This window comes from Nostoc sp. GT001 (genome assembly GCF_030382115.1).
GTDB lineage: Bacteria > Cyanobacteriota > Cyanobacteriia > Cyanobacteriales > Nostocaceae > Nostoc.
Window position 1 is genome coordinate 6,254,925 of record NZ_JAUDRJ010000003.1, and the last position, 19,715, is coordinate 6,274,639.

Sequence of the window (19,715 nt, forward strand, 5' to 3'; positions counted from 1 at the left end):
ATGGAAGTCTTGAACTGCTATGCGGTTCAAGACAGGCTATATATCGGGTAGTTAACAAATCTTAATGAAATACATTGGCTACTTAATGTATAATTTAAAAGCCTTTATTTGGGCAAAATCCAGATAAAAAAATGAATCAGTATTCTGTAACGAGCAGCAGTCTGGTGAAAGAAAAAGCCAGCGAGTTGGGCTTTCACAAAGTTGGAATTACTGCTGTAGATCGGATAAATGCCACAGAAGCCCAGAGGTTGCAAGCATGGATTGAACTAGGTTATCAGGCTGATATGAAATGGATGGCTAATCCAAAGCGTCAGGATCTCCGCTTAGTGATGCCAGAGGTGCGATCGCTAGTGTGTGTAGCGCTGAATTACTACACACCACATCAACGTCCTGAAAGTGAGGAATACGCCAAAATTTCCCGTTATGGTTGGGGAAGGGATTATCACAAGGTGATGCATGGAAAACTCAAGCAGCTATCTATATGGCTAAAATCACTTGATGCAGGTGTATTAGCTCTTTATTATGCAGATACTGGCCCGGTGCCAGATAAAGTGTTGGCTCAACAAGCTGGAATTGGTTGGATTGCCAAGAATGGTAATGTGATTACACGGGAATATGGCTCTTGGGTATTTTTGGGAGAAGTATTGACCAATTTAGAATTAGAGAGCGATCGTCCACACACAGAACATTGCGGTAGCTGTACTCGTTGTCTTCAGGCTTGTCCCACAGGTGCAATTACTCAGCCTTTTGTTGTCGATGCTAATCGCTGCATCGCTTATCATACCATTGAAAATCGTGACAAGGAATTGCCAGAGGCGATCGCATCTAATTTGCAAGGCTGGGTTGCTGGTTGCGATATTTGTCAAGATGTTTGTCCTTGGAATCAACGTTTTGCCCAAACAACTGATATTGAAGAGTTTCAGCCAAATCCAGTGAATATTGCTCCCCACCTGCTAGAATTAGCCCAAATCTCAGATCGGGAGTGGGATAAACGATTTCCAGCATCTGCCTTGCGGCGGATTAAGCCAGAAATGTTACGACGCAACGCCCTAGCTAATCTTGACGCATCCAGGCAGAGAATGACCCAGAAAGTAATTATTTTTGATTTTGATGGCACAATTGCTGATACAGTAGATGCCCTTGTAAGTATTGCTAATCGTTTAGCTATAGACTTTGGTTATAGACAAATAAGCCCAGAACAATTAGCCTTCCTCAAGAACTTAACATCAAGGGAAATTATTAAGTACTCAGGAGTTTCTTTATTTCAGATCCCTTTTCTAGTTAAAAAAGTTAAAGGGGAATTAAAAAACAAAATTCCAGAATTAAAGCCCATTCTGGGTATTAAGGAAGCATTAACAGAACTCCAAAATCAAGGATATAAACTGGGTATTATTACTTCTAATTCTAAAGAAAATGTTACGCAATTCCTCACAATCAATGATTTAAATCATCTATTTGATTTTATTTACTCAGGAATTACAATTTTTGGCAAAACAACTATCATCAATAATGTCTTGAGGCAAAAGCAACTCAAACCTCAAGAAGTTATTTATGTTGGAGATGAAACCAGAGATATAGAAGCATCAAAAAAAGCAAATATCCAAGTGATTGCAGTTACTTGGGGCTTTAACTCACCGGAAGTACTAGCCAAGCAAAATCCAGATTATTTAATTCAGCAACCTAGCGAACTACTAGGAGTGATGAACAGTCGTTAATTCATAATCAAAAGCGGATGAACAATCGATCGAAACAGTAGAGTGAGCAATGTCTACTAATACCGAGAACCTTTATTTTCATATTGGTGACATTGCCCATCTGACAAAATAGCAAGATATCAGGAAAAATTAATTTTTCCGTTCACCCTTTTCTAAAGCTTGCTTTACTAAATCATCACTGACATTAGTTGCACCCCCAGTCTGAGAATTCCCAACTTCTTTTGCTGACTCCATAAAATCATCGGGATTGCCAGTTGACTGTGTTTGAGGTTTTGTCTCTTGTGGCTTAGAGGTTTGATATTTAGGCGCAGTAGCTGCTTCGGCTGCTGCTCCACCTTTACCTGTGCGATCAACTTCGCTCACGCTGAATTTTTGTGCAGCTGCATAATCAGCATCAAAATCCACCGTTGGCGCTTTTTCTTCACCACTCGCTATACTTTCGGCAGCTAATTGTGCATCCTGGGTGGAAGCTTCATTTAAATTGGGCTTTACTTCTTGATCGGGCATAATTAAAACCTTTAGGTAAATTTTTTATTGCTTACTTGGGCAATCATAGCAAAGCAATTGGTTTCTTTATTGCTTCCTATAGAGAGACTTGTACCTCTATTAAAAGGTAGATTAAAGCTGCAATTTCCAATAAATTTAACTCTTTCTATCGATAGTAGAATCTGATTGTCGAACTCTGCTAACAATTAGTTTGCCTATTAAATTATTTTGGAAACAAACAATAATGACTGCAAGTTACGACAAAACTATTTCTCAAGCTCAGAGCAATGAAACTCAAGAATTGGTGGATAAGTTTAACGCCTTAGATACCGATGCCAAATTAGCCTGGTTCTATTTTGTTTATGAAAAAATGGGTGATTCGATCACGCCAGCTGCTCCTGCTGCGGCTGAACCAGAGTTAGCACCACTTCTGCTAGGAGATTATTTTAAATTATCCGATGACCAGCAGCTAGATATTATGCGGGATATCGTTAACCGCAAAGACACAGAATATTCCCGTGCTTATGGGGCTATAAAAGAAAATAACCAGCTGCTAGTTTGGTATGCTTGGGCAGTAGCTATGGGGGATACGGTGGTGGGAATGCCAGCTAGCTACCAGGCAAGTAAGGCAATTAAGGATCTGCTTTCCGAAATTGAAGGACTAGATTTTGAAGAGCAAATGTCAGTGTTTCGGACAATAGCTGGTGAAGTGGGTTACACCGATGTTAAACCGATCGCAACGCAAGCAGAAACTGGAAAAACATCAAGTTTGTAATCAGCTTTGGCGATTAGAAGTCGCGGCTACCCAAACTAAAGTCCGCAGAGGCGGACTTTAACAAACTACGAGACAGCTAACTGACTCAAGTCGGCTGGAGTGAGGTTGGAGTGTACTACTTGACCATCACGGAACCAAACGATGCGCTGGGTTTGACGGGCAACTTCTGGTTCATGTGTCACCATGACAACTGTGATTCCACTGGCATTGAGTTCGCCAAAAATATCTAAGACTTCTTGGGTTGTGCGCGAATCAAGTGCGCCTGTGGGTTCATCGGCGAGGAGTACTACAGGACGATTGACGATCGCCCGCGCGATCGCTACTCTTTGTTGTTGTCCACCAGATAGTTGAGTTGGTTTGTTGTTAAGGCGATTTGCTAAACCTACTCGCGTCAAAGCTTCCGTGGCGCGATCGCTTCTTTCTTTCGGACTCACACTAGCATAGACCATTGGTAGCATCACATTTTCTAATGCTGTGAGTTGGGGTAATAAATGGAATTGTTGGAAGACAAAACCCAGCTTTTTATTACGGATGTGTGCCAGAGATTTATCATCCATTTGTGCCACATCAATATTATCTAAGTAATAATGTCCGCCTGTGGGTCGGTCTAGACAGCCGATAATATTCATAGCTGTGGATTTACCTGAACCAGATGGGCCCATAATTGAACAATATTCGCCCTCGTGGATAATCAAATTGACATTGTTAAGTGCTTTAACTTCAGTTTCGCCACTGCCATATATTTTAAAGATATTCTCCAAACGAATAATTGTTGATTTAGGGACGGGATTAGGAACTAGAGAATCGGTAATTGAAATAGTGTTTGCCATAAGGATTTAGTTATTAGGTGGTAGAGACGCAATTATAGCGATCGCTCAATTAAACTATAAAAAGCAAGCAGAGAAGTTCTTCCTAGCTCTTGCTGTGATAACTCTTTAAGGTGATGTATTAGAACAAATAAAAGCTAACTATTATCTAGCATACTGAAAAGGGTGGTTGTAGTGTTGTCATGTTTTACTGGAATTTGACTAGAGGAAATCTACCACCTGATTAAGCTTCCAACGAAGTTATTCAGAAACAGTAGATAAAGGAGTACTACGGATCTCGTGCCGACCAAGAAAACATCACAGATGATCAATTTGGAAAAACTAATTCAGCAGCATGGTGAAACTGCTAAATCCTACGCGAATGAGGCTATCGAAATTGGCAATACATACATAATTCCAAACTTTGGTTTTGATGCAGCAATGCAAAATTCTCTAGATTTAATGCTAGGTGGGAGAAAAACCTGGAACCACGGAGTGGTTGATATTCGAGTTTTTACAAAACCTGAAGACTTTACCCTGTTTGATTGTGACGAAGAGACTACAGAAATTGAAATTATTGATTTATTGACACTTTGCCGAAATCTTTATCCAAATGACTATGATTATTCCCAATTACCTGAATGGTGGACTGAGGAAGATATGCAAGATGCCGCTGAGATGCTTGAGGCGCTTGATTTTGCAATTTGGATGCAAGATACATTCCATCCAGATGAGTCAGAAGAGGAAGCACTTAATATATGGCTCAAGTCTGTGCAACCTTGGTTAGGAGACGAGATTATCTTCTACAAGATGGAAGATGATGAAGACTCAAATTGTGGTTTTGCGCCATACCTTTTTATAGGAGATCGTTGTCTTATTCTTGTTGCGCGATGTTGGCAGCTATAGACATCGCTAGTTCAGGCATCAAAGACGAGGATCGTCTACAGGTGGGTGCCACCCTCCTTGTATCCATAACTGCCTAGATTCTTGGATAAATCCTTGGTTGTGAAATTCATCATTGATATCTAGTCGATGACAAGTTGCTCTACCTGTAGCACTTTTGCCAATGATCTTTAGTCCATCGCCTGTCCAGATGAAGTGATCTACCCACCGTTGCTGACGAGGATTGAATAAGGCGACTTCTTGCTGAGTTTGAGCATCAATGCCAGTTGTGAAGTTGTAACGACGCTCATTACAGCGACGACAAGCTAGAGCTAAGTTGTCATCTGCATCTGAGCCACCTAATGATTGTGGAATGAGATGATCGATTGTGAAGCGATCTGAACTTGAGCGTTCTGGAGAGTGGCAATATTCACACAGATATTTAGCTCTTTCGCGCACAAACTGCCGAGTGCCATCTTTAACACCCACGACTGGCAATCAGTTTAGCGTTAACAAAAGTTAGAATGCGCTCTAGTTCAGCAATTCCAGCATATTCTGCTTCTTCTTCAGGAGTCAGTAATCCAGATTTTCGTTTCTCAAGTAATTCTTCTAGACGAGTATGTAACTCATCTGTAAACTTAGCAAGGTTAACATTATCAACTTTCTCAATGGTAATGCCAGAGCGGAGCCATGATGAGGGTTCAATCATCAATACTGGGGTAATGACTTGAGGAGTCATAGTGCTTTAGCCTAAGTCTGTGGTGCTATAGTCATTGTAGTGTGCCCTGTGAATTGGCTGCCAAAATACTAAGGAATTATTGCTACCTTAATTACTTTACGCGCCTTCATATCAGAAAACACCTGTTCTAAATCTTTTAATGGTCGTTGTTCGCTAATAAGTAACTCAAAGGGAATTTTACGACTAGCTATCAGTGCAAGGGCCGATCGCACGTACTCTGGTGTATTATGAAACACGCCTTTGATGGTAAGTTCGCTATAGTGTAGCTGTTCTGTATTCACAGTAATGCTGGTATCCCGTGGACATCCACCGAATAAGTTGACTGTTGCACCAGGACGGGCGCAGGCGATCGCAGTTTCCCAAACACTTGGGACACCAGTGGCTTCAATTACTACATCTGCACCCCATCCTTGGGTAAATTCTTTCACCACACTGGGAATATCCGGGATTTGATGATAATTAAAGGTCTGGGTTGCACCCAATTTCTGACCAATTTCTAGTCTGTGGTTATTACCTCCCCACAGCAAAACTTCAGCTTTCTCACTCAACGCCGCCACAAACATCAGCCCGATCGCCCCATCTCCTAAGACGACTACTTTATCTTTGGGCTTAATATTAGAACGCGCTACACCATGCAACACACAAGCTAAAGGTTCCGTCATGGCTGCCAATTCCCACGGCAACTCATCGGGAATCTGCAACATATTATGCTCTACTATCGGTGCGGGAATTTTTAGGTATTGGGCAAAGGTACCATTATTCCAGGTTAAATTTGGACATAAGGAATATTCTTGACGTTGACAAAAAAAGCATTTCATGCATGGGGCAGAATTATTAGCGACGATGCGATCGCCTACTTGCCAATTTGTCACCCCAGTACCCAAGGCAACAATTCGCCCAGCACCTTCATGACCAAACAGCGTCGGCGGTATCAGCATCCTGGCATGACCACCACGCCGCCAGACTTTCAAATCTGTACCACAAGTTGTTGCTGTCCCCACCTGGATAACAACTTCGCCAGCCGCCGGAGTGGGGTCAGAAACTTCCTCTAGGCGTAAATCTTCTTGACCATAAAGTAACGCTGCTAACAAAACTTTAAACCTATCGATTAGCTTCATCTGATTTTACCAGTTGGGGCTTATTGATAGGTTTAAACTAAATCAGTATTGATTTTTAGTAGGTTTTATATATTCAAAAACTAGGTATTCACCGCTGGCTGGGGAACTACTCCGGTGTTTCGGGTTTCCACATTTGGCAGACGAGTAGCTGTTAACAGGGGTACTTCTTGTCGGCACGACAGGCAAAACCAATATAGTTCACCATGACGAGCATGACGCAGGAGGGAACCACCGCAGCATGGGCAAGTGTTGGCTCTCGTACTCATACCAATGTCCTCCTTAAAAAATTGTTGTTTTAAACTAAGTCAAAAAAGCTGTTGATTAAAACTGAATTTTAGCTGCATGAATGCGGCCATTCGATTCTATGCGGTCTTTAATAATTTGTCTGTAAACAGCTTCATATCCGTTAACCATGTGGCTAACGCTAAAGTTGTTTTCTACATGTTTTCGACAGGTTTGACGATTGAGTTTCAAAGCTAGTGGAATCATTGCCGCCATTTCTGCATAGCTATTGCAGATAAAACCTGTTTTTCCGTGAGCAATAACTTCAGGTACGGAGCCGAAATTCATGGCAATTACTGGCGTACCAGTTGCCATTGATTCAATCATTACTAAACCAAAAGGTTCTTGCCAGCTAATGGGGAAAAGAGTTATGGCAGCATTGCCCAGAAGTTCAGTTTTTTCAGTGTGGTTAATTTCACCGAGATATTCAATTTGCTGACCATCTATGTGGGGAGCAATCTCTTGTTCAAAAAACTCAGAGTTTACTGCATCAACCTTCCCTGCCATCTTCAAGCGCCAACCACTTTGTTTAGCAATGGCGATCGCATGGTGCGGGCCTTTATCTGGCGAAAAACGACCTAAAAACGCTAAATATGAAGGTTCTAATGGTTGGACTACAAATGGGTAATCTGCTAGCTCAATTCCGTTATAAACCGTGCCAACATAATTGAGATCGATTTGACGCTGCGAATTACTAATGCTGATGTATGGTTGCTTTTGGTAGTAGCTAAATGCGTGGCGGTTATCAGTTGTAAAATTATTGTGCAGGGTGTGGACTGTAGCAGTTGCTGTTATCAAACTCGCTAAAGGTAACGCCGAAATCCCTACATGAGAATGGATGATATCGAATTGGTCGGCACGCTGGTAAACTTGGCTTAGTTCTAGCATTTCGTACACTGCATACTCTTTCACATTTGGGTCTAAGCGTAATGCACGTGGATAAACTGCTTCTAAGTTAGCCAAAGTTTGAGAATCACCAGAGGCAAATAAAGTTACCTCATGACCGCGACGAACAAGTTCATCAGTCAAGCGACTCACTACCAGTTCTATTCCTCCATAATTAGGAGGTGGAACCCTTTCCCATAAGGGGGCAACCTGAGCGATTTTCATAAGTTTTTCTGGTTCAGTCTATGAAATTGTCCTCAATAATGAGCTAGATCATTATTTTATGAGTAAAGAGCATTTGTACTTACTCTTTTGACATTTAAATTAACCTAACAGGCTATCAAAAGCGCAATAACGGTTAACCGTACCGCAAATTTTCTACCAACAAATCTAATTGACTATTGGCAAAAGTCAACTCTGAGCTACACTTCTAACCTTATAGCTAATCTATTATTTGTTGCATCTGTCTTGGGGATCATAAAGAGGTAGAATGTTTTGTAGCAGAACTTACAAAATTGAATATTTGGTAGCTGACAATACTAAAATATTCAATGGGATCAAGTCATTAAAGCTTTATTTAAAGGTAATTTGGAAAGATAACAGAAAATATAAATATTAAGTAATTGTACAATAATTACATAATTTGTAATTAGTAATTTACAAAAATTCTGATAATTAACTAATGAAAATCGCTACTTGGAACGTCAACTCAATTCGCACTCGCCTTGAACAGGTTATCGATTGGTTAACCCTAAATCCCGTTGATGTTCTCTGCTTGCAAGAAACCAAAGTTGTGGATGCGGAATTTCCGCGATCGCCTTTTGAGCAGTTAGGGTATAACCTTTATATGTCAGGGCAAAAATCTTATAACGGTGTAGCCCTGATTAGCCGCCAGCCACTCGTAAATGTCAGTAGCGGGTTTAGGGCGATTTTGCCAGATTTACACCACGAATGGGACGAGCAAAAGCGCGTGATTACTGGTGTAATTGATGGTGTGCGGATTGTAAACTTATATGTTCCTAATGGCGCAGCAGTAGGAACGGAGAAATACGAATACAAACTGCGTTGGTTAACAGCGCTACACGAGTATTTGCGATTGCTAGCGTTGTCAGAATCCGCAATTTGTGTGTGCGGCGACTTCAATATCGCCTTGGAAGATAAGGATATTCACGAGCAAGTGAGTACAGAAAATCACATTATGGCAACAGAAACAGAGCGCCAAGCCTTACGGGATATTCTGAAACTGGGATTTGCCGATGCTTTTCGCAAATTCACTACAGAAGGTGGAAATTATAGCTGGTGGGATTATCGCTCTGCCGCCTTCCGTCGTAACTTAGGTTGGCGAATTGACCATCACTATCTCACACCCGTGCTATATGAGCGTGCTATAAGTTGCGTTATCGATGTCGCACCCAGAAAGTTAACTCAACCTAGTGACCATGTGCTGGTAATTGTGGAATTTTGAATTGGGTATGGGGCATAACCCGCATTTCTCACAAGCTCAAGGCGTTTGATGGAGCAGAGGAGAAGTAATGAGTAATGAGTAATGAGTAATAAGTAAAAACTTCTTACTTCTTACTTCTTACTCATTACTTCTTACTTCTTACTCATTACTTCTCCCCGGCACTTGCGCAGGCTTTAAGAGGTGTGGTGAGAAATCCGGGATAAGAGGCAGAGGTGTGGAAGTGCTGCTCCCCTGCTCCTCTGCCTCTTTCCCCACTCCCCATCAATTTAACGGCTTATATATATCCTCAGAACTGGGATTGAGATAAGGACGCTGTAAATCTATTAGATGCCGCGCAAAGTGTTGGTCAATAACCCTCATCCGTTCCTCCATCGCATTTTTACCTTTTTGCCAAGCTTCCAATAAAGCATTAGCAACGATTTGGCAACGGTTCATCCCAAAACTTTCTTGTGCCGCAAATTTTTGGGTTGGTTCTTCGGCTAAACCTAACCCTGGAGCTAAAAATTTGGTAAACAAAGGAATTTCGGGCTGGAAATGAAATTGATTTTCGATATAAACAGTCTGAAGGATTGTGCGGATTGCTGGATAGTCGGGGAGTTCAAAGTAAAGTAGCCCTGAATCATAGCGTCCGTATGCAGAGGGGTTGTGGAGAACCTGAAAGCTAAAGGGAATCGAGGCTGCATTTAGTTGCAGTGTCAAGCTTTCCATGAGAGCGATCGCACCAGATGCCGTAAAGTTAAAGTAGATTCGCCCTGCTCCTAAATCGGCGTCTGGATTGCTTTGCCGTTCCTGTCCAACATTGCTAACTGCTAAGTAACAGCCATTTTGCAGTCGATTTTTGGGCATCCAGATTGCTACCATATCACCAACTTTGGTAGATTTCTTACTGGATTCTAGATGGCAATCTGGCTCAACATAAAGTGTTAAACCGCCTTTAGTCACAGCCATAGTTCCATCAGGTTCTTTCCGTAAGACCTGCCATCGAGGGTCAAAGTAACCTATGCCGTGATTACTGGCGTGCAGTTGCTCGTAAAAGTCCCAGTCAATCTCCAAAATGGAATTATCTGCTAAATTATGCTTTGGCGGTTGATTGGTATTATCAATATTGACTGCCAAAGTACTTTGCAGGGAGCCATTGTAATAGATTCCATAGAGAAAATTTCGCAGCAGAAGAGTGAGATACTTTTGTTGTAAATCTACGGAATTTTGCTGAAATCTATCGGCTATTTTAGTCGGCAGAGCGAAGGGTTGATAATTGGGATGGTAAATACAAAAATTAGACTCAATCTGGATATTTTGAGCAATATCAAATAGAGAATTTAGCGATTGATTGATAGAGGAATTTAGCATTAATCCATTCAGAAATCAAACTTGAATAAAATAGAATTCAGGAGTCAGGTGGTCGCCGAGCGCAGTCGAGGTGAGTCAGAATTCAGAATTTTGTGTTCTGATTTAAATTGTTCTGCTACCTATTACTAACAACCACGTAGCCGAGTTTTCTCGTAATAAATCCGAAGTAACTGCTGCTCTTTCACAGGCTGAGGAAATTTATGAATCTTTGCCACAGGATTCAGGATTTCTGACTCTGATATCCCAAAAATGGTCAGTACAGCTTGCTCTGGCATTACAAGTAAACTTTTAGCTACTTGCAGCATACAGAGTTCAACATTATTAAAGTGTTTCCGGCACGTAATCATCTCCTGAATTTGATGAATTAGTGCCAGCCCCGCAAACTGGATAACGCGCGAAATAAAGTCACTGCGGTATTCCAAAATCATTGGAAAAGCATTTATATAAGACCTAATTAAGGCAATAATTGAAGGTTGTAAAATCTCTAACGGTGTTAATGCCAAATTTAGAGATTCTTCTAACTCAATGGTGGGGTCTACTACCAGACTCTTGAGCCAAATTCCTAAATAGCTGGCCAGTAAAGTTCCTAAATCAAAGGCTGGGTCTCCCCAAGAACAAGCTTCCCAGTCAATTAGTCGTATAAGACAATTGTCTAATTGCTCCCATTTGGAATGAACCAAAATGTTGTTCAATTTCAGGTCGTTGTGAGTTAAACAGCAAGGATTCCAGCTATATGCCAAATCTGCGATCGCAGATTCCAAACTCTCGTATTGTTGATAGAGAACATAGAATTTTAGTGCATCCGTGGGAACAGTCCCAAAAATCTCCGGCCCAATCGACCCTACCCCTTGAGCTGGATTGTAAAACCCGTAGCGAAACTCTCCTTGGGGAGCAGTTGCCATAAAATCCCGATATTCTCGGCGGTTGTAGGTGGCGCGATGCAGTCCCGCCAAAGTTGTGCCGATGGCAGAAGCAATTTCTTGTGGAAAAATCTCATTGTTGTGGTACAATGTCGCAAGCTCTAGATATTCATTCAAGTAGCTACGGACAAGAATCGAATTTTCTTCGTCAAAATGCACTACCAATGGCGCGATGGCTGAAGTATTACCTAGAACTGGAAACTGTTGTAGCAATTGGTGAAACAGCCACTCCTGAAACAATTCATGAGGCGCGCCGTCATTGTTGTTAACGTTACGTTCTTGTTTTACGAGCAGTTGGCGATTATCTGTTAAAGTCACTAGTAAATTGAAATTGTTCTGACTACTTCCTGGCAACTCAGATTTGTCTGATGGGCCATCTTCTGAGCTACACAGACCCGCCTCTTGCAGATACTGGATAACGTTATGAGAAGACAGTGATAATACCATGTATTATTTCCTACTTCATTAAATTAATTAAACTTATCGTGTCAAATTTGCTTGGTCTTAAGAGTTTTTAGTAGATAGGAACTAATGCAAGAAGAGAGATGTGAATAACAATAAAGATTTCTACAATCTACTAATATCTCATATTTAGGAGTAAAACCTGCCAAAATGGCACCAATTCCTTTGCAATTCCTTTAAAATTGGCTCCCAGATACCCTGACATCTTTACACTTTATCAGCATAGTTACTTAGATACATCTAGAGTAAGTTTTGTGGTAAAGCCTTTTTTTGTGGACAAGAAACATCCCCAGCAAAAAAACTGATTGGTAGCAGATGTGTTNTGATGTTCAGTAGTCATCCTCAAAGCAGCGAAGAATTTGAGTAATCCTTCGCGATACAAAGCATGACATTCAACACTATTACTTTTATTTATCATCACAAAGCCAAAAAAACCGGAGTTTTTTAGCAATTAGTAATTATTTTTTGATTTAATTTTCAGAATTGATGTCTGGAAAGCTTGTTATCACGTTATTTTCGTCACCTACAAATTGTAGATGACTATGGGCGATCGCAAACAAAGCTACATGAGCGCATCTTATGTAAGTGTACTTTTGTCAAGCTTGAAACAGGGCATTTTTCAAAGGCAAGGGTAACAAGTCACAGTAATATAAATGTACTAGCATCATTCAAAGCAGGGAAAGTCATGCCATACCAAAAACACAGGAGGGTGGTTATTGCTGAGAAACTAATGCTACCTTAAAGCCACAAATTGATTCACCATCACCGCCAATGCCAGCATACCCAAAATTGTCATTAATCCCGCAGGCATAAACTTGCGTGTTTTTGCCAGTCGAAATGCAAAGAAAACTACTAAAACAGCAGTAACTAACACTGCTAAAATCGCACCCCAGGTTTGTCCTTGGAGTTGAAAGTAAGCGGCAAGTATTAGTAATAAACCGCTAATGCTACCACTTATGAGTGAAACTCTACTTGTAGCTTGAATATAGCCAATAACGCCACCAACAATCGCTAATATGCCGTAGGCAAAAGCAGCAACTATACCTAAATTCATTGTTAAAACCTATGTAGACTTTGACTTTACTGCCAGGGTCAGCAGACAATTTACCATAGCTATTTAGCTATACCACACAGTTGATTGATGGATAATTTAGCGATACCAATGGCAAGTACCTCCTTATATACAAAGGTTCAATTTCTCCAGCGCCAAGCAGCCTCACTTTTACTGTACCAGTCTGTTCTGCAAGGCGAAGTGGGGATGGCATTTCTGGAACTGTTGCAAGCTATACGTTACACTGATGCCGATGCACGAGGCTGTCTCCAAGCCTACGGTAGTTACTTCCATGCTTTGGCTGCTAGAAATCAAAACTGGGAAGACTATTTAATTACTCAACTTCTTTTGTGTGAGAATCCCTTTACAAGGCTGGCGGGAGTGCGAGAATTTGAAGATTTGCCCTCAGCTTTAGTGACAGCAGTTCAGCATGATTTACAAATATTGCAAAGTCTCTATGAATGTAGCAGCGCTTCTTTGAGCGAGTGGGTACAAGACGTAGCTTATATGCCGATTTCACCAGTAGTGTGGTATAAAGAGCAAGAATTGCTAGGAGTAGAGACAAAATTCACTACATATCTACAAGAGTTAGATAATTGGGGTGATGCTGTAGAAGAGTTAGCAGCTTATTATCGGCAATGTGGCTCTGGTTTATTTGCAGAATATCGCGCTTTGCGATGGCAATCTGGGCAGTTTATCGGTATCCGGTATTCTGACCAAATTAAGCTGAGTGCCCTTGTCGGTTACGAATCTCAAAAAGATGCTTTGCTGAAAAATACAGAGTTTTTATTATCAGGAGAGATGGCACTGCATGTATTACTTTACGGTAGTCGCGGTTCTGGCAAATCTTCTTTAGTGAAATCTTTGTTGAATGAATATAGCTATCGCAGCCTCCGCTTATTGGAAGTTGCAAAATCTGATTTAAAAGACTTACCAGAAATCGTGGAACATTTACGAGGTGTGTCACAAAAATTTATTATCTTTGTCGATGACCTTTCATTTGAAGAAGATGATGATGCCTTTAAAGCTCTCAAGGTAGTTTTAGAAGGTAATTTAACTGCGCGNCCTCAAAATGTAGTTGTGTATGCTACTTCCAATCGCCGCCACTTGATTCGGGAGTTTTTTGTGGATAGACCGACTCCCAAGGATAACGAGGAAATCCATGCCTGGGATACGATGCAGGAGAAGCTTTCGTTTAGCGATCGCTTTGGTTTAACCTTAACTTTTGAACCAGCCAATCAGAAAACTTATTTAAAAATTGTACAACATCTAGTGGCACAAGCTGAAATTAATATTACCCAAGAAGATTTAGAATTTCAAGCATTACAATGGGCAACTCGTCATAATGGTCGTTCTGGACGTACAGCACGGCAGTTTGTTGATTTTTTAAAAGCAGATTTAACACTTTCTCATGCAAATAAAAACATATCCAACACTTAACATTAATATTGTTTCATTAATGATTGCGCTTTTTTGTAACTTACAGAACAATGTTATGCAACATTAACTAAAATTAGAGGTTTCATAAAAATTCTGATACCAAACTTGAGAAAAATATCTTGACTAACCAAACATAACAATGAATTAAAAACCACTTACATTAAGTATTTTATGTATATGTTTAATTACGAATTACGAACTTGTACTGAGCGACTTGTGCCGAGCGAAGCCGAGGTAAGCCGAAGTATTACGAATTATAAATTAGTATGAGAGTCACTTATTCAGATAATTTAACTACGCTAAAAACCAGCAATATGCAATCAGTAACGATCAGCAATCGATTTATACTAGTGATAGTTGCCTTTAGTGTGAGTTTTGGTCTTAGCCTTGTCCCAAGCTGGGATTTTAATAAAGCCTTTCTCACAGGTGTAATTACTGCCGTTACTATCCATACAACAGCATTATTCATAGACAAGCGGCGCAGAAATTATGAAATGTTTGTTTTAGGTTCTCTGCGCAAGCGAATTAAAGATATGGAGGAATTAAAGGCTCGTGTTGTCAGAGAAATCAATCAAATTGAAGAACATCATAATTTACTATATGCTGAATCACAACAGTTGCAAAATCAAGTCATAGAAAGCCGTAGCCAAAGAGATAGTTTACATCGAGAATTAAGAACATTTGCCGGACAAAAGAAGCAATTAGAAACAGAAGTTAGTAGCCTGCAAACTGAAATTAATAATTTGCAGAACAATCAAAATGAATTGAACAATGCTTTTTCTATCCTCACAGCAGAGAAGCGCCGTTTAGAGTCAAATTGTAATGTATCTCGTGCTGAAATCACCCAATTGCAAAGCCAAATTTCCGAGCTACAACACGAGAAACAAGAAGTTGAAAGTAATTTAACTCTTTTAGGCAGACTCAAACCCCAATTAGAAGAAAAATTATACGAACTGCGAATTACAATTCAAGAGCTAGAAGTTGAGACAACCCAAAACAATCAATTGCTTGTTGCAACGAAAACCGAAAGAGAAAATATCCAAGCTATTCTTAATTATTCACAAACTCAACTAGCAGAATACAAAGCCGAATTGCAGCAACTACAAGGACAAGTTTCATTATTGCAAGAAGAACGAGACTCATTACAAAATCAAGTATGGGAATTACTACAACAAGTAGAAACCTTGAATCCAGAGCCTTTATCTGATAATTCCCAAGAAGATGAGATTGAATTGTTCCCATTTTCGGAAATAATTGAATCTTCAAATGTAATTGAAAATTCGGAAGTTGAGACATCGGTAAATATCCCCGAAGAATGGACTAATTTTCTCGGAAATCTTCCAGCACATGAGTTACAAGTATTAAAAGCTATAGTTGAACAAGATAATCCTAATAGTGCTATTAAAAAAATTGCCGAAGCAAATATTACTATGCCAAATTTATTAATCGATTCTATAAATGAACGTGCAAATGATACTATTGGGGAATTAATAATTAATTTTGATTCTGAAAGTCCAAAAGTTTACCCTGAGCATATAACAGATGTCAAAAAAATGATTGCGATGTATGAAGACCTCATGACCAGACATACTTCGTCAAATTAAATTGTTATTGCCGTCGTAAGATTTAGTAGTAAGATCATATCCCTTCCCTACTTACTGCGTGCTTCTGCGTTTAGAATAAAGTGAAGTGTAATACATGGTAAAGCTCAAAATCTCGAAGAAAATATCCACTGCTTTAATCAATTCCCTTGGTGCGGGGGTAGTACCAAGAGTGGGAGTTGAATATATAGCAGTAGGTCGAGAAAAAGAACTAAAAAGCCTATTACAAAATCTCGATGATATTGCAGAAGGTGTCGCAGCATTCCGCTTCATAATTGGTAACTACGGTTCCGGTAAAAGTTTTTTATTACAACTAATTCGCAACCGCGCGATGGAGCAAGGTTTTGTAGTAGCTGATGCTGATTTATCCCCAGAACGCCGATTAGCTGGAAGTAACAATGAAGGTGTAGCGACTTATCGAGAATTAATGAGCCACCTAGCTACAAAAACTCGTCCTGATGGTGGTGCTTTAGTCTCAATTTTAGAAGGATGGATTAATAAAATTCAACAAGAAGTGGTTAAAGAAACTGAAATGCGTCCCAATGATGATGGTTTTGATGACCAAGTTGAATCAAAAATTAGGGAAGTAGTTCAATATATTGAAGACTTAGTTCACGGTTTCGATTTTGGTAGCGTGATTATTGCTTATTGGCGTGGCTACCGATTGGATGATGATAATTTAAAAAATGCGGCGATGCGCTGGTTGCGGGGAGAATTTACTACTAAAGTTGAGGCGAAAGCAGCTTTAGGAGTGCGCGTTATTATTGATGATGATAGTTGGTATGACTATATAAAACTGTTTGCTAAATTTGTCGCTGAAATTGGTTATAAAGGGCTGTTAATTTTAGTTGATGAAGCCGTACATTTATATCAAATATCTACTACAGTGACGCGGGAAAAAAATTATAATCGACTCCTGGCAATGTTTAACGATACTATGCAGTGCAAAGCTGAACATCTTGGTATTGTCGTTGGTGGAACAACTAAATTTTTAGAAGACCCTAAACGAGGACTTTTTGCAGATCAAGCTTGGCAAAGACGCACAAAAGAAAGTCGTTTTGTTGCCCAAGCTAATGTTCAGGAACATTTAGGGCCAGTGATTCGGCTAAATCCGTTGAGTGAAGCAGAAATATTGACGCTTTTGCAACGTTTAGCTGAGATTCATGCACTCAATTTTGGGTATGAACAGACTTTGACAAATCGTGAGTTGAAGGAGTTTGTGAAAGAAATTATTAATCGCTTGGGTGCAGAAGCATTACTGACACCAGGGGAAATTGTGCGAGATTTTATGAGTGTGCTGAATATTCTTCACCAAAATCCAGGAATTGCGTTTGCTGAATTAATTCATGGCTCTAAATTTAAACCTACTGCTATGGGTAAAGATGCAGATGTGGATGAGGATGGCGCAGCCGAATTTAGTTTGTGATTAATAATGAAGACACTGAACAATAAAAATAACCAGATTACTCTACAAAGTTTACTTTTTTGTAATTGGTAAGCCTAGCCAATCGCTGAGTTCATGAGCTAGCCAGTCAAGTTCCAAAAGAGTTACAGTAAAAATATCGAGTTCATTACTGGAAATTACATATTTTTTAATACCTGCCCATATTGTCAAACGATATCTATTGTACTCACTTTTGTTTATATCTAACCGTAAAATCTCTTGTCTAGAACTTGGAAGCGGATTGTGACCTTCAAGCTGAAATATTTTATAAATCAAATAAATCTGCTGTCTATTTATGTAAAGTCGCTTTCGCCCAAATACACATATACAAATCAGAATAAAAGCTACAGGGGAAATGAATAAAATACCTCTTAATAAACTACTCCAATCACCACTTAACAGCGGAATACTCATTATAAAAAGTATAAAAAAGTAGAGAATTATAAATGTAAGTGTTTGAATAGATAATAATCCTGCCCCTGGAATGATAATATCTATAAAATTAGCATTCTTATTCAACAAAATTTTACTACCATGAGGTTTTTTAGGAATTGAATTAATTGCCGTGCCCCTAAGCTGACTCTGATTATCCTCCAAGATTCGCATAGCATCTTCAGTGGAAGCCAAGCGTTTACTCATAATAGGTTCTGTCATCCGCCTTAACCAACCGCTAAAACCAAAACTAATATTAGCAGCTTGTTCAAATTCAATTTGTAGGTCTGTTTGTGGTAAATCGCCTGGATGCTGACCTGTTACTAAATAAATTAAAGTTGCTCCTAAACTGTAAAGGTCAGAAGCATAGGTAGCTCTACCATTAAATTGTTCTGGTGGCATATAGCCGTAACTTCCCACAACTGTCATAGTGCTGCTTGTTCTGGCGATGGTTTGCACTGAACCAAAATCTACTAAGTAGACTTCACCCACACTATTACCAGAGCGATTTGTTAATAAAATATTACTTGGTTTGATGTCACGATGAATTACGGGCGGTTGACGACCATGCAGATATTTGAGAATTTCTAGAATTGCTTTTGCTAGTTCTTTGACTTCTTCTTCACTAAAACTACGCCCTGCTTTGAGTTGCGCTTCTAGAGATTGGGCTGGGATATAACTTTGTACGAGTGCAAATCCTCTGCTGTTAGGTAAATCTAGCTCAAAGTAGCCCTCTTCTGTCACTCTCCGGGAGGGCGATCGCTAGAAGCCTCATGAGGCAATCAATACAAGCTATACTATTAGAAAAAAATGGGTCTTGTATTTACTATTAGAAAAGAATCGCGCAATCGCTTGCTATACAAAAGCTCTAGATTTTAGAAAAGGCAAATGTTTTCGGAGAGTGACAGAAGAGGGGTAGTCAAGGTAACGGGGAATGGCTGGGTGAGAAAGTGCTTTGAGAGTTTCAGCTTCTCGCTCAAACAGTTTGAGGTCGTTCCATTCAAACTCATTACCAAAGGACAGTATTTTGACTACTACTAATTCTAGAGTTTGTAAGTCACGAGCTAGCAGCGTCCGTCGTCCGGCTTTTTTGCCTAATTCCTGTTGCACTTGATACCTTTCTAACAGGATTTCTTGATTAGAATCTGGCGATTCTCGACTTGTCATTTGCTCGTGACTCCAAAGCTTTGTTGCTTTTATAGCTTTGCTGTTTGTTACTGCCCCACTGTAAGATTACTTAAGTTAGCAACAAGCATTAGGGAAAGTATTTTTCTACAATTCGACTTACTATCTACTCAATACTGCTTAGATTTTGCCTAAAAATAAAAATGTATAGGAATAAAACTCAATCAAACCTGCAATTCTCATCGAATTCATCTGTTTTCAGTATTGGTTAAAATAGCTTTTGGTTGATTAGCATTAAATAGAGAAGCAGACAACAAAATAATCGGCTTGTTTGTTTGGTTTTCTGCATAATGAACCATTCCGGCAGATTCAACTAAAGAATCTCCCACTGTAAGCTGTATAGTTTTCCCTTTTTGAAGAATCAATTCTGTGCCGTTAGCTTTCGTTACTTTAGCTTCTCCTTCCACAACAGTATAAGTTAAACTTCCCGCCTCTACTCGTTCAATCTGCATTCCCGGATGAGTATGAGTAGGGAGTTTTGCTCTTGGTGCGATGGTATAGCGTACAAGCTCAAGAATCTGTTTTTGATCTTGAGTAGGATAACCACTCGCTAAAACTTCACGGGTAACAGATTGAGTGTAAGTATTGGGTGAGGAGATTTCTTGGCTCTTAACAACTACACTGCCAAAAGCTAGGATAGCTAAGGGAAGAATCAGAGACAGTTTTCTCATATTAAA

General features: G+C 39.9%; 19 protein-coding genes and 2 pseudogenes. 8 read left to right on the forward strand and 13 right to left on the reverse strand.

Going from position 1 to position 19,715, the window contains the following annotated elements; genetic code table 11:
* Positions 1-131 precede the first annotated feature (131 nt).
* Both queG and QUD05_RS29265 read left to right on the forward strand, forming a co-directional pair.
* A pseudogene (gene queG, locus QUD05_RS29260) lies at positions 132-1,105 on the forward strand (tRNA epoxyqueuosine(34) reductase QueG).
* Positions 1,080-1,715, forward strand: coding sequence for an HAD-IA family hydrolase (locus QUD05_RS29265; RefSeq protein ID WP_289800110.1), 636 nt, complete (start codon positions 1,080-1,082; stop codon positions 1,713-1,715). Before queG ends, QUD05_RS29265 begins: the two are co-directional and overlap by 26 nt.
* Before the next feature lie 129 nt (positions 1,716-1,844).
* Here QUD05_RS29265 and QUD05_RS29270 read toward each other — a convergent pair whose 3' ends face one another.
* Entirely contained in the window at positions 1,845-2,222 is a 378-nt protein-coding gene (locus tag QUD05_RS29270) for a hypothetical protein (RefSeq protein ID WP_289799129.1), read from the reverse strand.
* Positions 2,223-2,445: 223 nt separating this feature from the next.
* Between QUD05_RS29270 and QUD05_RS29275 the strand changes: the two genes are divergently transcribed.
* On the forward strand, positions 2,446-2,976 hold the full coding sequence (locus tag QUD05_RS29275) for an orange carotenoid protein N-terminal domain-containing protein (RefSeq protein ID WP_289799130.1): 531 nt from the start codon (positions 2,446-2,448) through the stop codon (positions 2,974-2,976).
* A gap of 65 nt (positions 2,977-3,041) precedes the next feature.
* On the opposite strand, the gene QUD05_RS29280 is transcribed toward QUD05_RS29275, so the two are convergent.
* On the reverse strand, positions 3,042-3,806 hold the full coding sequence (locus tag QUD05_RS29280; RefSeq protein WP_289799131.1) for an ABC transporter ATP-binding protein: 765 nt from the start codon (positions 3,804-3,806) through the stop codon (positions 3,042-3,044).
* A 309-nt stretch (positions 3,807-4,115) separates the two neighbouring features.
* Here QUD05_RS29280 and QUD05_RS29285 point away from each other — a divergent pair, with 309 nt between their 5' ends.
* The gene (locus QUD05_RS29285) at positions 4,116-4,688 is read left to right on the forward strand and encodes a hypothetical protein (RefSeq protein WP_502911419.1); all 573 of its coding nucleotides are present in this window, start codon (positions 4,116-4,118) and stop codon (positions 4,686-4,688) included.
* 18 nt (positions 4,689-4,706) lie between these two features.
* On the opposite strand, the gene QUD05_RS29290 is transcribed toward QUD05_RS29285, so the two are convergent.
* The 5 genes from QUD05_RS29290 to QUD05_RS29310 form a co-directional block, all read right to left on the reverse strand.
* Positions 4,707-5,153 (reverse strand): HNH endonuclease, encoded by a 447-nt coding sequence (locus QUD05_RS29290; protein ID WP_289799133.1) that lies wholly within the window; start codon positions 5,151-5,153, stop codon positions 4,707-4,709.
* A complete protein-coding gene (locus QUD05_RS29295) occupies positions 5,143-5,403 on the reverse strand; it encodes a hypothetical protein (protein WP_194043991.1) in 261 nt (86 codons plus the stop codon). Before QUD05_RS29295 ends, QUD05_RS29290 begins: the two co-directional genes overlap by 11 nt.
* A 68-nt stretch (positions 5,404-5,471) precedes the next feature.
* Entirely contained in the window at positions 5,472-6,494 is a 1,023-nt protein-coding gene (locus QUD05_RS29300; RefSeq protein ID WP_289800111.1) for a zinc-dependent alcohol dehydrogenase, read from the reverse strand.
* Positions 6,495-6,601: 107 nt separating this feature from the next.
* On the reverse strand, positions 6,602-6,787 hold the full coding sequence (locus QUD05_RS29305; protein ID WP_104909358.1) for a hypothetical protein: 186 nt from the start codon (positions 6,785-6,787) through the stop codon (positions 6,602-6,604).
* 55 nt (positions 6,788-6,842) lie between these two features.
* A complete protein-coding gene (locus QUD05_RS29310; protein ID WP_289799134.1) occupies positions 6,843-7,913 on the reverse strand; it encodes a glycosyltransferase family 4 protein in 1,071 nt (356 codons plus the stop codon).
* Between the two features lie 457 nt (positions 7,914-8,370).
* Between QUD05_RS29310 and xth the strand changes: the two genes are divergently transcribed.
* Entirely contained in the window at positions 8,371-9,153 is a 783-nt protein-coding gene (gene xth / locus QUD05_RS29315; RefSeq protein WP_289799135.1) for an exodeoxyribonuclease III, read from the forward strand.
* Between the two features lie 261 nt (positions 9,154-9,414).
* Here xth and QUD05_RS29320 read toward each other — a convergent pair whose 3' ends face one another.
* From QUD05_RS29320 to QUD05_RS29330, 3 genes are all read right to left on the reverse strand, one after another.
* Positions 9,415-10,503, reverse strand: coding sequence for a T3SS effector HopA1 family protein (locus QUD05_RS29320; protein WP_289799136.1), 1,089 nt, complete (start codon positions 10,501-10,503; stop codon positions 9,415-9,417).
* A gap of 125 nt (positions 10,504-10,628) precedes the next feature.
* The gene (locus tag QUD05_RS29325) at positions 10,629-11,870 is read right to left on the reverse strand and encodes a phosphotransferase family protein (RefSeq protein ID WP_289799137.1); all 1,242 of its coding nucleotides are present in this window, start codon (positions 11,868-11,870) and stop codon (positions 10,629-10,631) included.
* A gap of 748 nt (positions 11,871-12,618) precedes the next feature.
* Positions 12,619-12,939: a TMEM14 family protein gene (locus tag QUD05_RS29330; protein WP_289799138.1), complete on the reverse strand. Its 321-nt coding sequence runs from the start codon at positions 12,937-12,939 to the stop codon at positions 12,619-12,621.
* 87 nt (positions 12,940-13,026) lie between these two features.
* On the opposite strand from QUD05_RS29330, the gene QUD05_RS29335 reads away from it, so the two are divergent.
* The 3 genes from QUD05_RS29335 to QUD05_RS29345 all read left to right on the forward strand — a co-directional run bounded on the left by QUD05_RS29335 (position 13,027) and on the right by QUD05_RS29345 (position 17,403).
* On the forward strand, positions 13,027-14,376 hold the full coding sequence (locus tag QUD05_RS29335; protein ID WP_289799139.1) for an ATP-binding protein: 1,350 nt from the start codon (positions 13,027-13,029) through the stop codon (positions 14,374-14,376).
* Between the two features lie 314 nt (positions 14,377-14,690).
* Positions 14,691-15,980, forward strand: a complete 1,290-nt coding sequence (locus QUD05_RS29340; RefSeq protein WP_289799140.1) for a tellurite resistance TerB C-terminal domain-containing protein — start codon at positions 14,691-14,693, stop codon at positions 15,978-15,980.
* A gap of 94 nt (positions 15,981-16,074) precedes the next feature.
* Positions 16,075-17,403 (forward strand): ATP-binding protein, encoded by a 1,329-nt coding sequence (locus tag QUD05_RS29345; RefSeq protein ID WP_289799141.1) that lies wholly within the window; start codon positions 16,075-16,077, stop codon positions 17,401-17,403.
* A 51-nt stretch (positions 17,404-17,454) separates the two neighbouring features.
* Here QUD05_RS29345 and QUD05_RS29350 read toward each other — a convergent pair whose 3' ends face one another.
* The 3 genes and pseudogenes from QUD05_RS29350 to QUD05_RS29360 all read right to left on the reverse strand — a co-directional run bounded on the left by QUD05_RS29350 (position 17,455) and on the right by QUD05_RS29360 (position 19,709).
* Positions 17,455-18,597 (reverse strand): serine/threonine protein kinase, encoded by a 1,143-nt coding sequence (locus QUD05_RS29350; protein WP_289799142.1) that lies wholly within the window; start codon positions 18,595-18,597, stop codon positions 17,455-17,457.
* A gap of 174 nt (positions 18,598-18,771) precedes the next feature.
* Positions 18,772-19,020, reverse strand: a pseudogene (locus tag QUD05_RS29355) (serine/threonine protein kinase); the annotation flags it as partial.
* Positions 19,021-19,226: 206 nt separating this feature from the next.
* Positions 19,227-19,709 (reverse strand): cupin domain-containing protein, encoded by a 483-nt coding sequence (locus QUD05_RS29360; RefSeq protein WP_289799143.1) that lies wholly within the window; start codon positions 19,707-19,709, stop codon positions 19,227-19,229.
* Positions 19,710-19,715: the final 6 nt, after the last annotated feature.

Excerpts from the sequence above, each read along its gene's own strand:
- QUD05_RS29360 (WP_289799143.1), bottom strand. The coding sequence starts at position 19,709 with ATGAGAAAACTGTCTCTGATTCTTCCCTTAGCTATCCTAGCTTTTGGC.
- xth (WP_289799135.1), top strand. The coding sequence starts at position 8,371 with ATGAAAATCGCTACTTGGAACGTCAACTCAATTCGCACTCGCCTTGAA.
- QUD05_RS29340 (WP_289799140.1), top strand. The coding sequence starts at position 14,691 with ATGCAATCAGTAACGATCAGCAATCGATTTATACTAGTGATAGTTGCC.
- QUD05_RS29295 (WP_194043991.1), bottom strand. The coding sequence starts at position 5,403 with ATGACTCCTCAAGTCATTACCCCAGTATTGATGATTGAACCCTCATCA.
- QUD05_RS29320 (WP_289799136.1), bottom strand. The coding sequence starts at position 10,503 with ATGCTAAATTCCTCTATCAATCAATCGCTAAATTCTCTATTTGATATT.
- QUD05_RS29310 (WP_289799134.1), bottom strand. The coding sequence starts at position 7,913 with ATGAAAATCGCTCAGGTTGCCCCCTTATGGGAAAGGGTTCCACCTCCT.
- QUD05_RS29325 (WP_289799137.1), bottom strand. The coding sequence starts at position 11,870 with ATGGTATTATCACTGTCTTCTCATAACGTTATCCAGTATCTGCAAGAG.
- QUD05_RS29305 (WP_104909358.1), bottom strand. The coding sequence starts at position 6,787 with ATGAGTACGAGAGCCAACACTTGCCCATGCTGCGGTGGTTCCCTCCTG.
- QUD05_RS29265 (WP_289800110.1), top strand. The coding sequence starts at position 1,080 with ATGACCCAGAAAGTAATTATTTTTGATTTTGATGGCACAATTGCTGAT.
- QUD05_RS29270 (WP_289799129.1), bottom strand. The coding sequence starts at position 2,222 with ATGCCCGATCAAGAAGTAAAGCCCAATTTAAATGAAGCTTCCACCCAG.
- QUD05_RS29345 (WP_289799141.1), top strand. The coding sequence starts at position 16,075 with ATGGTAAAGCTCAAAATCTCGAAGAAAATATCCACTGCTTTAATCAAT.
- QUD05_RS29330 (WP_289799138.1), bottom strand. The coding sequence starts at position 12,939 with ATGAATTTAGGTATAGTTGCTGCTTTTGCCTACGGCATATTAGCGATT.
- QUD05_RS29280 (WP_289799131.1), bottom strand. The coding sequence starts at position 3,806 with ATGGCAAACACTATTTCAATTACCGATTCTCTAGTTCCTAATCCCGTC.
- QUD05_RS29275 (WP_289799130.1), top strand. The coding sequence starts at position 2,446 with ATGACTGCAAGTTACGACAAAACTATTTCTCAAGCTCAGAGCAATGAA.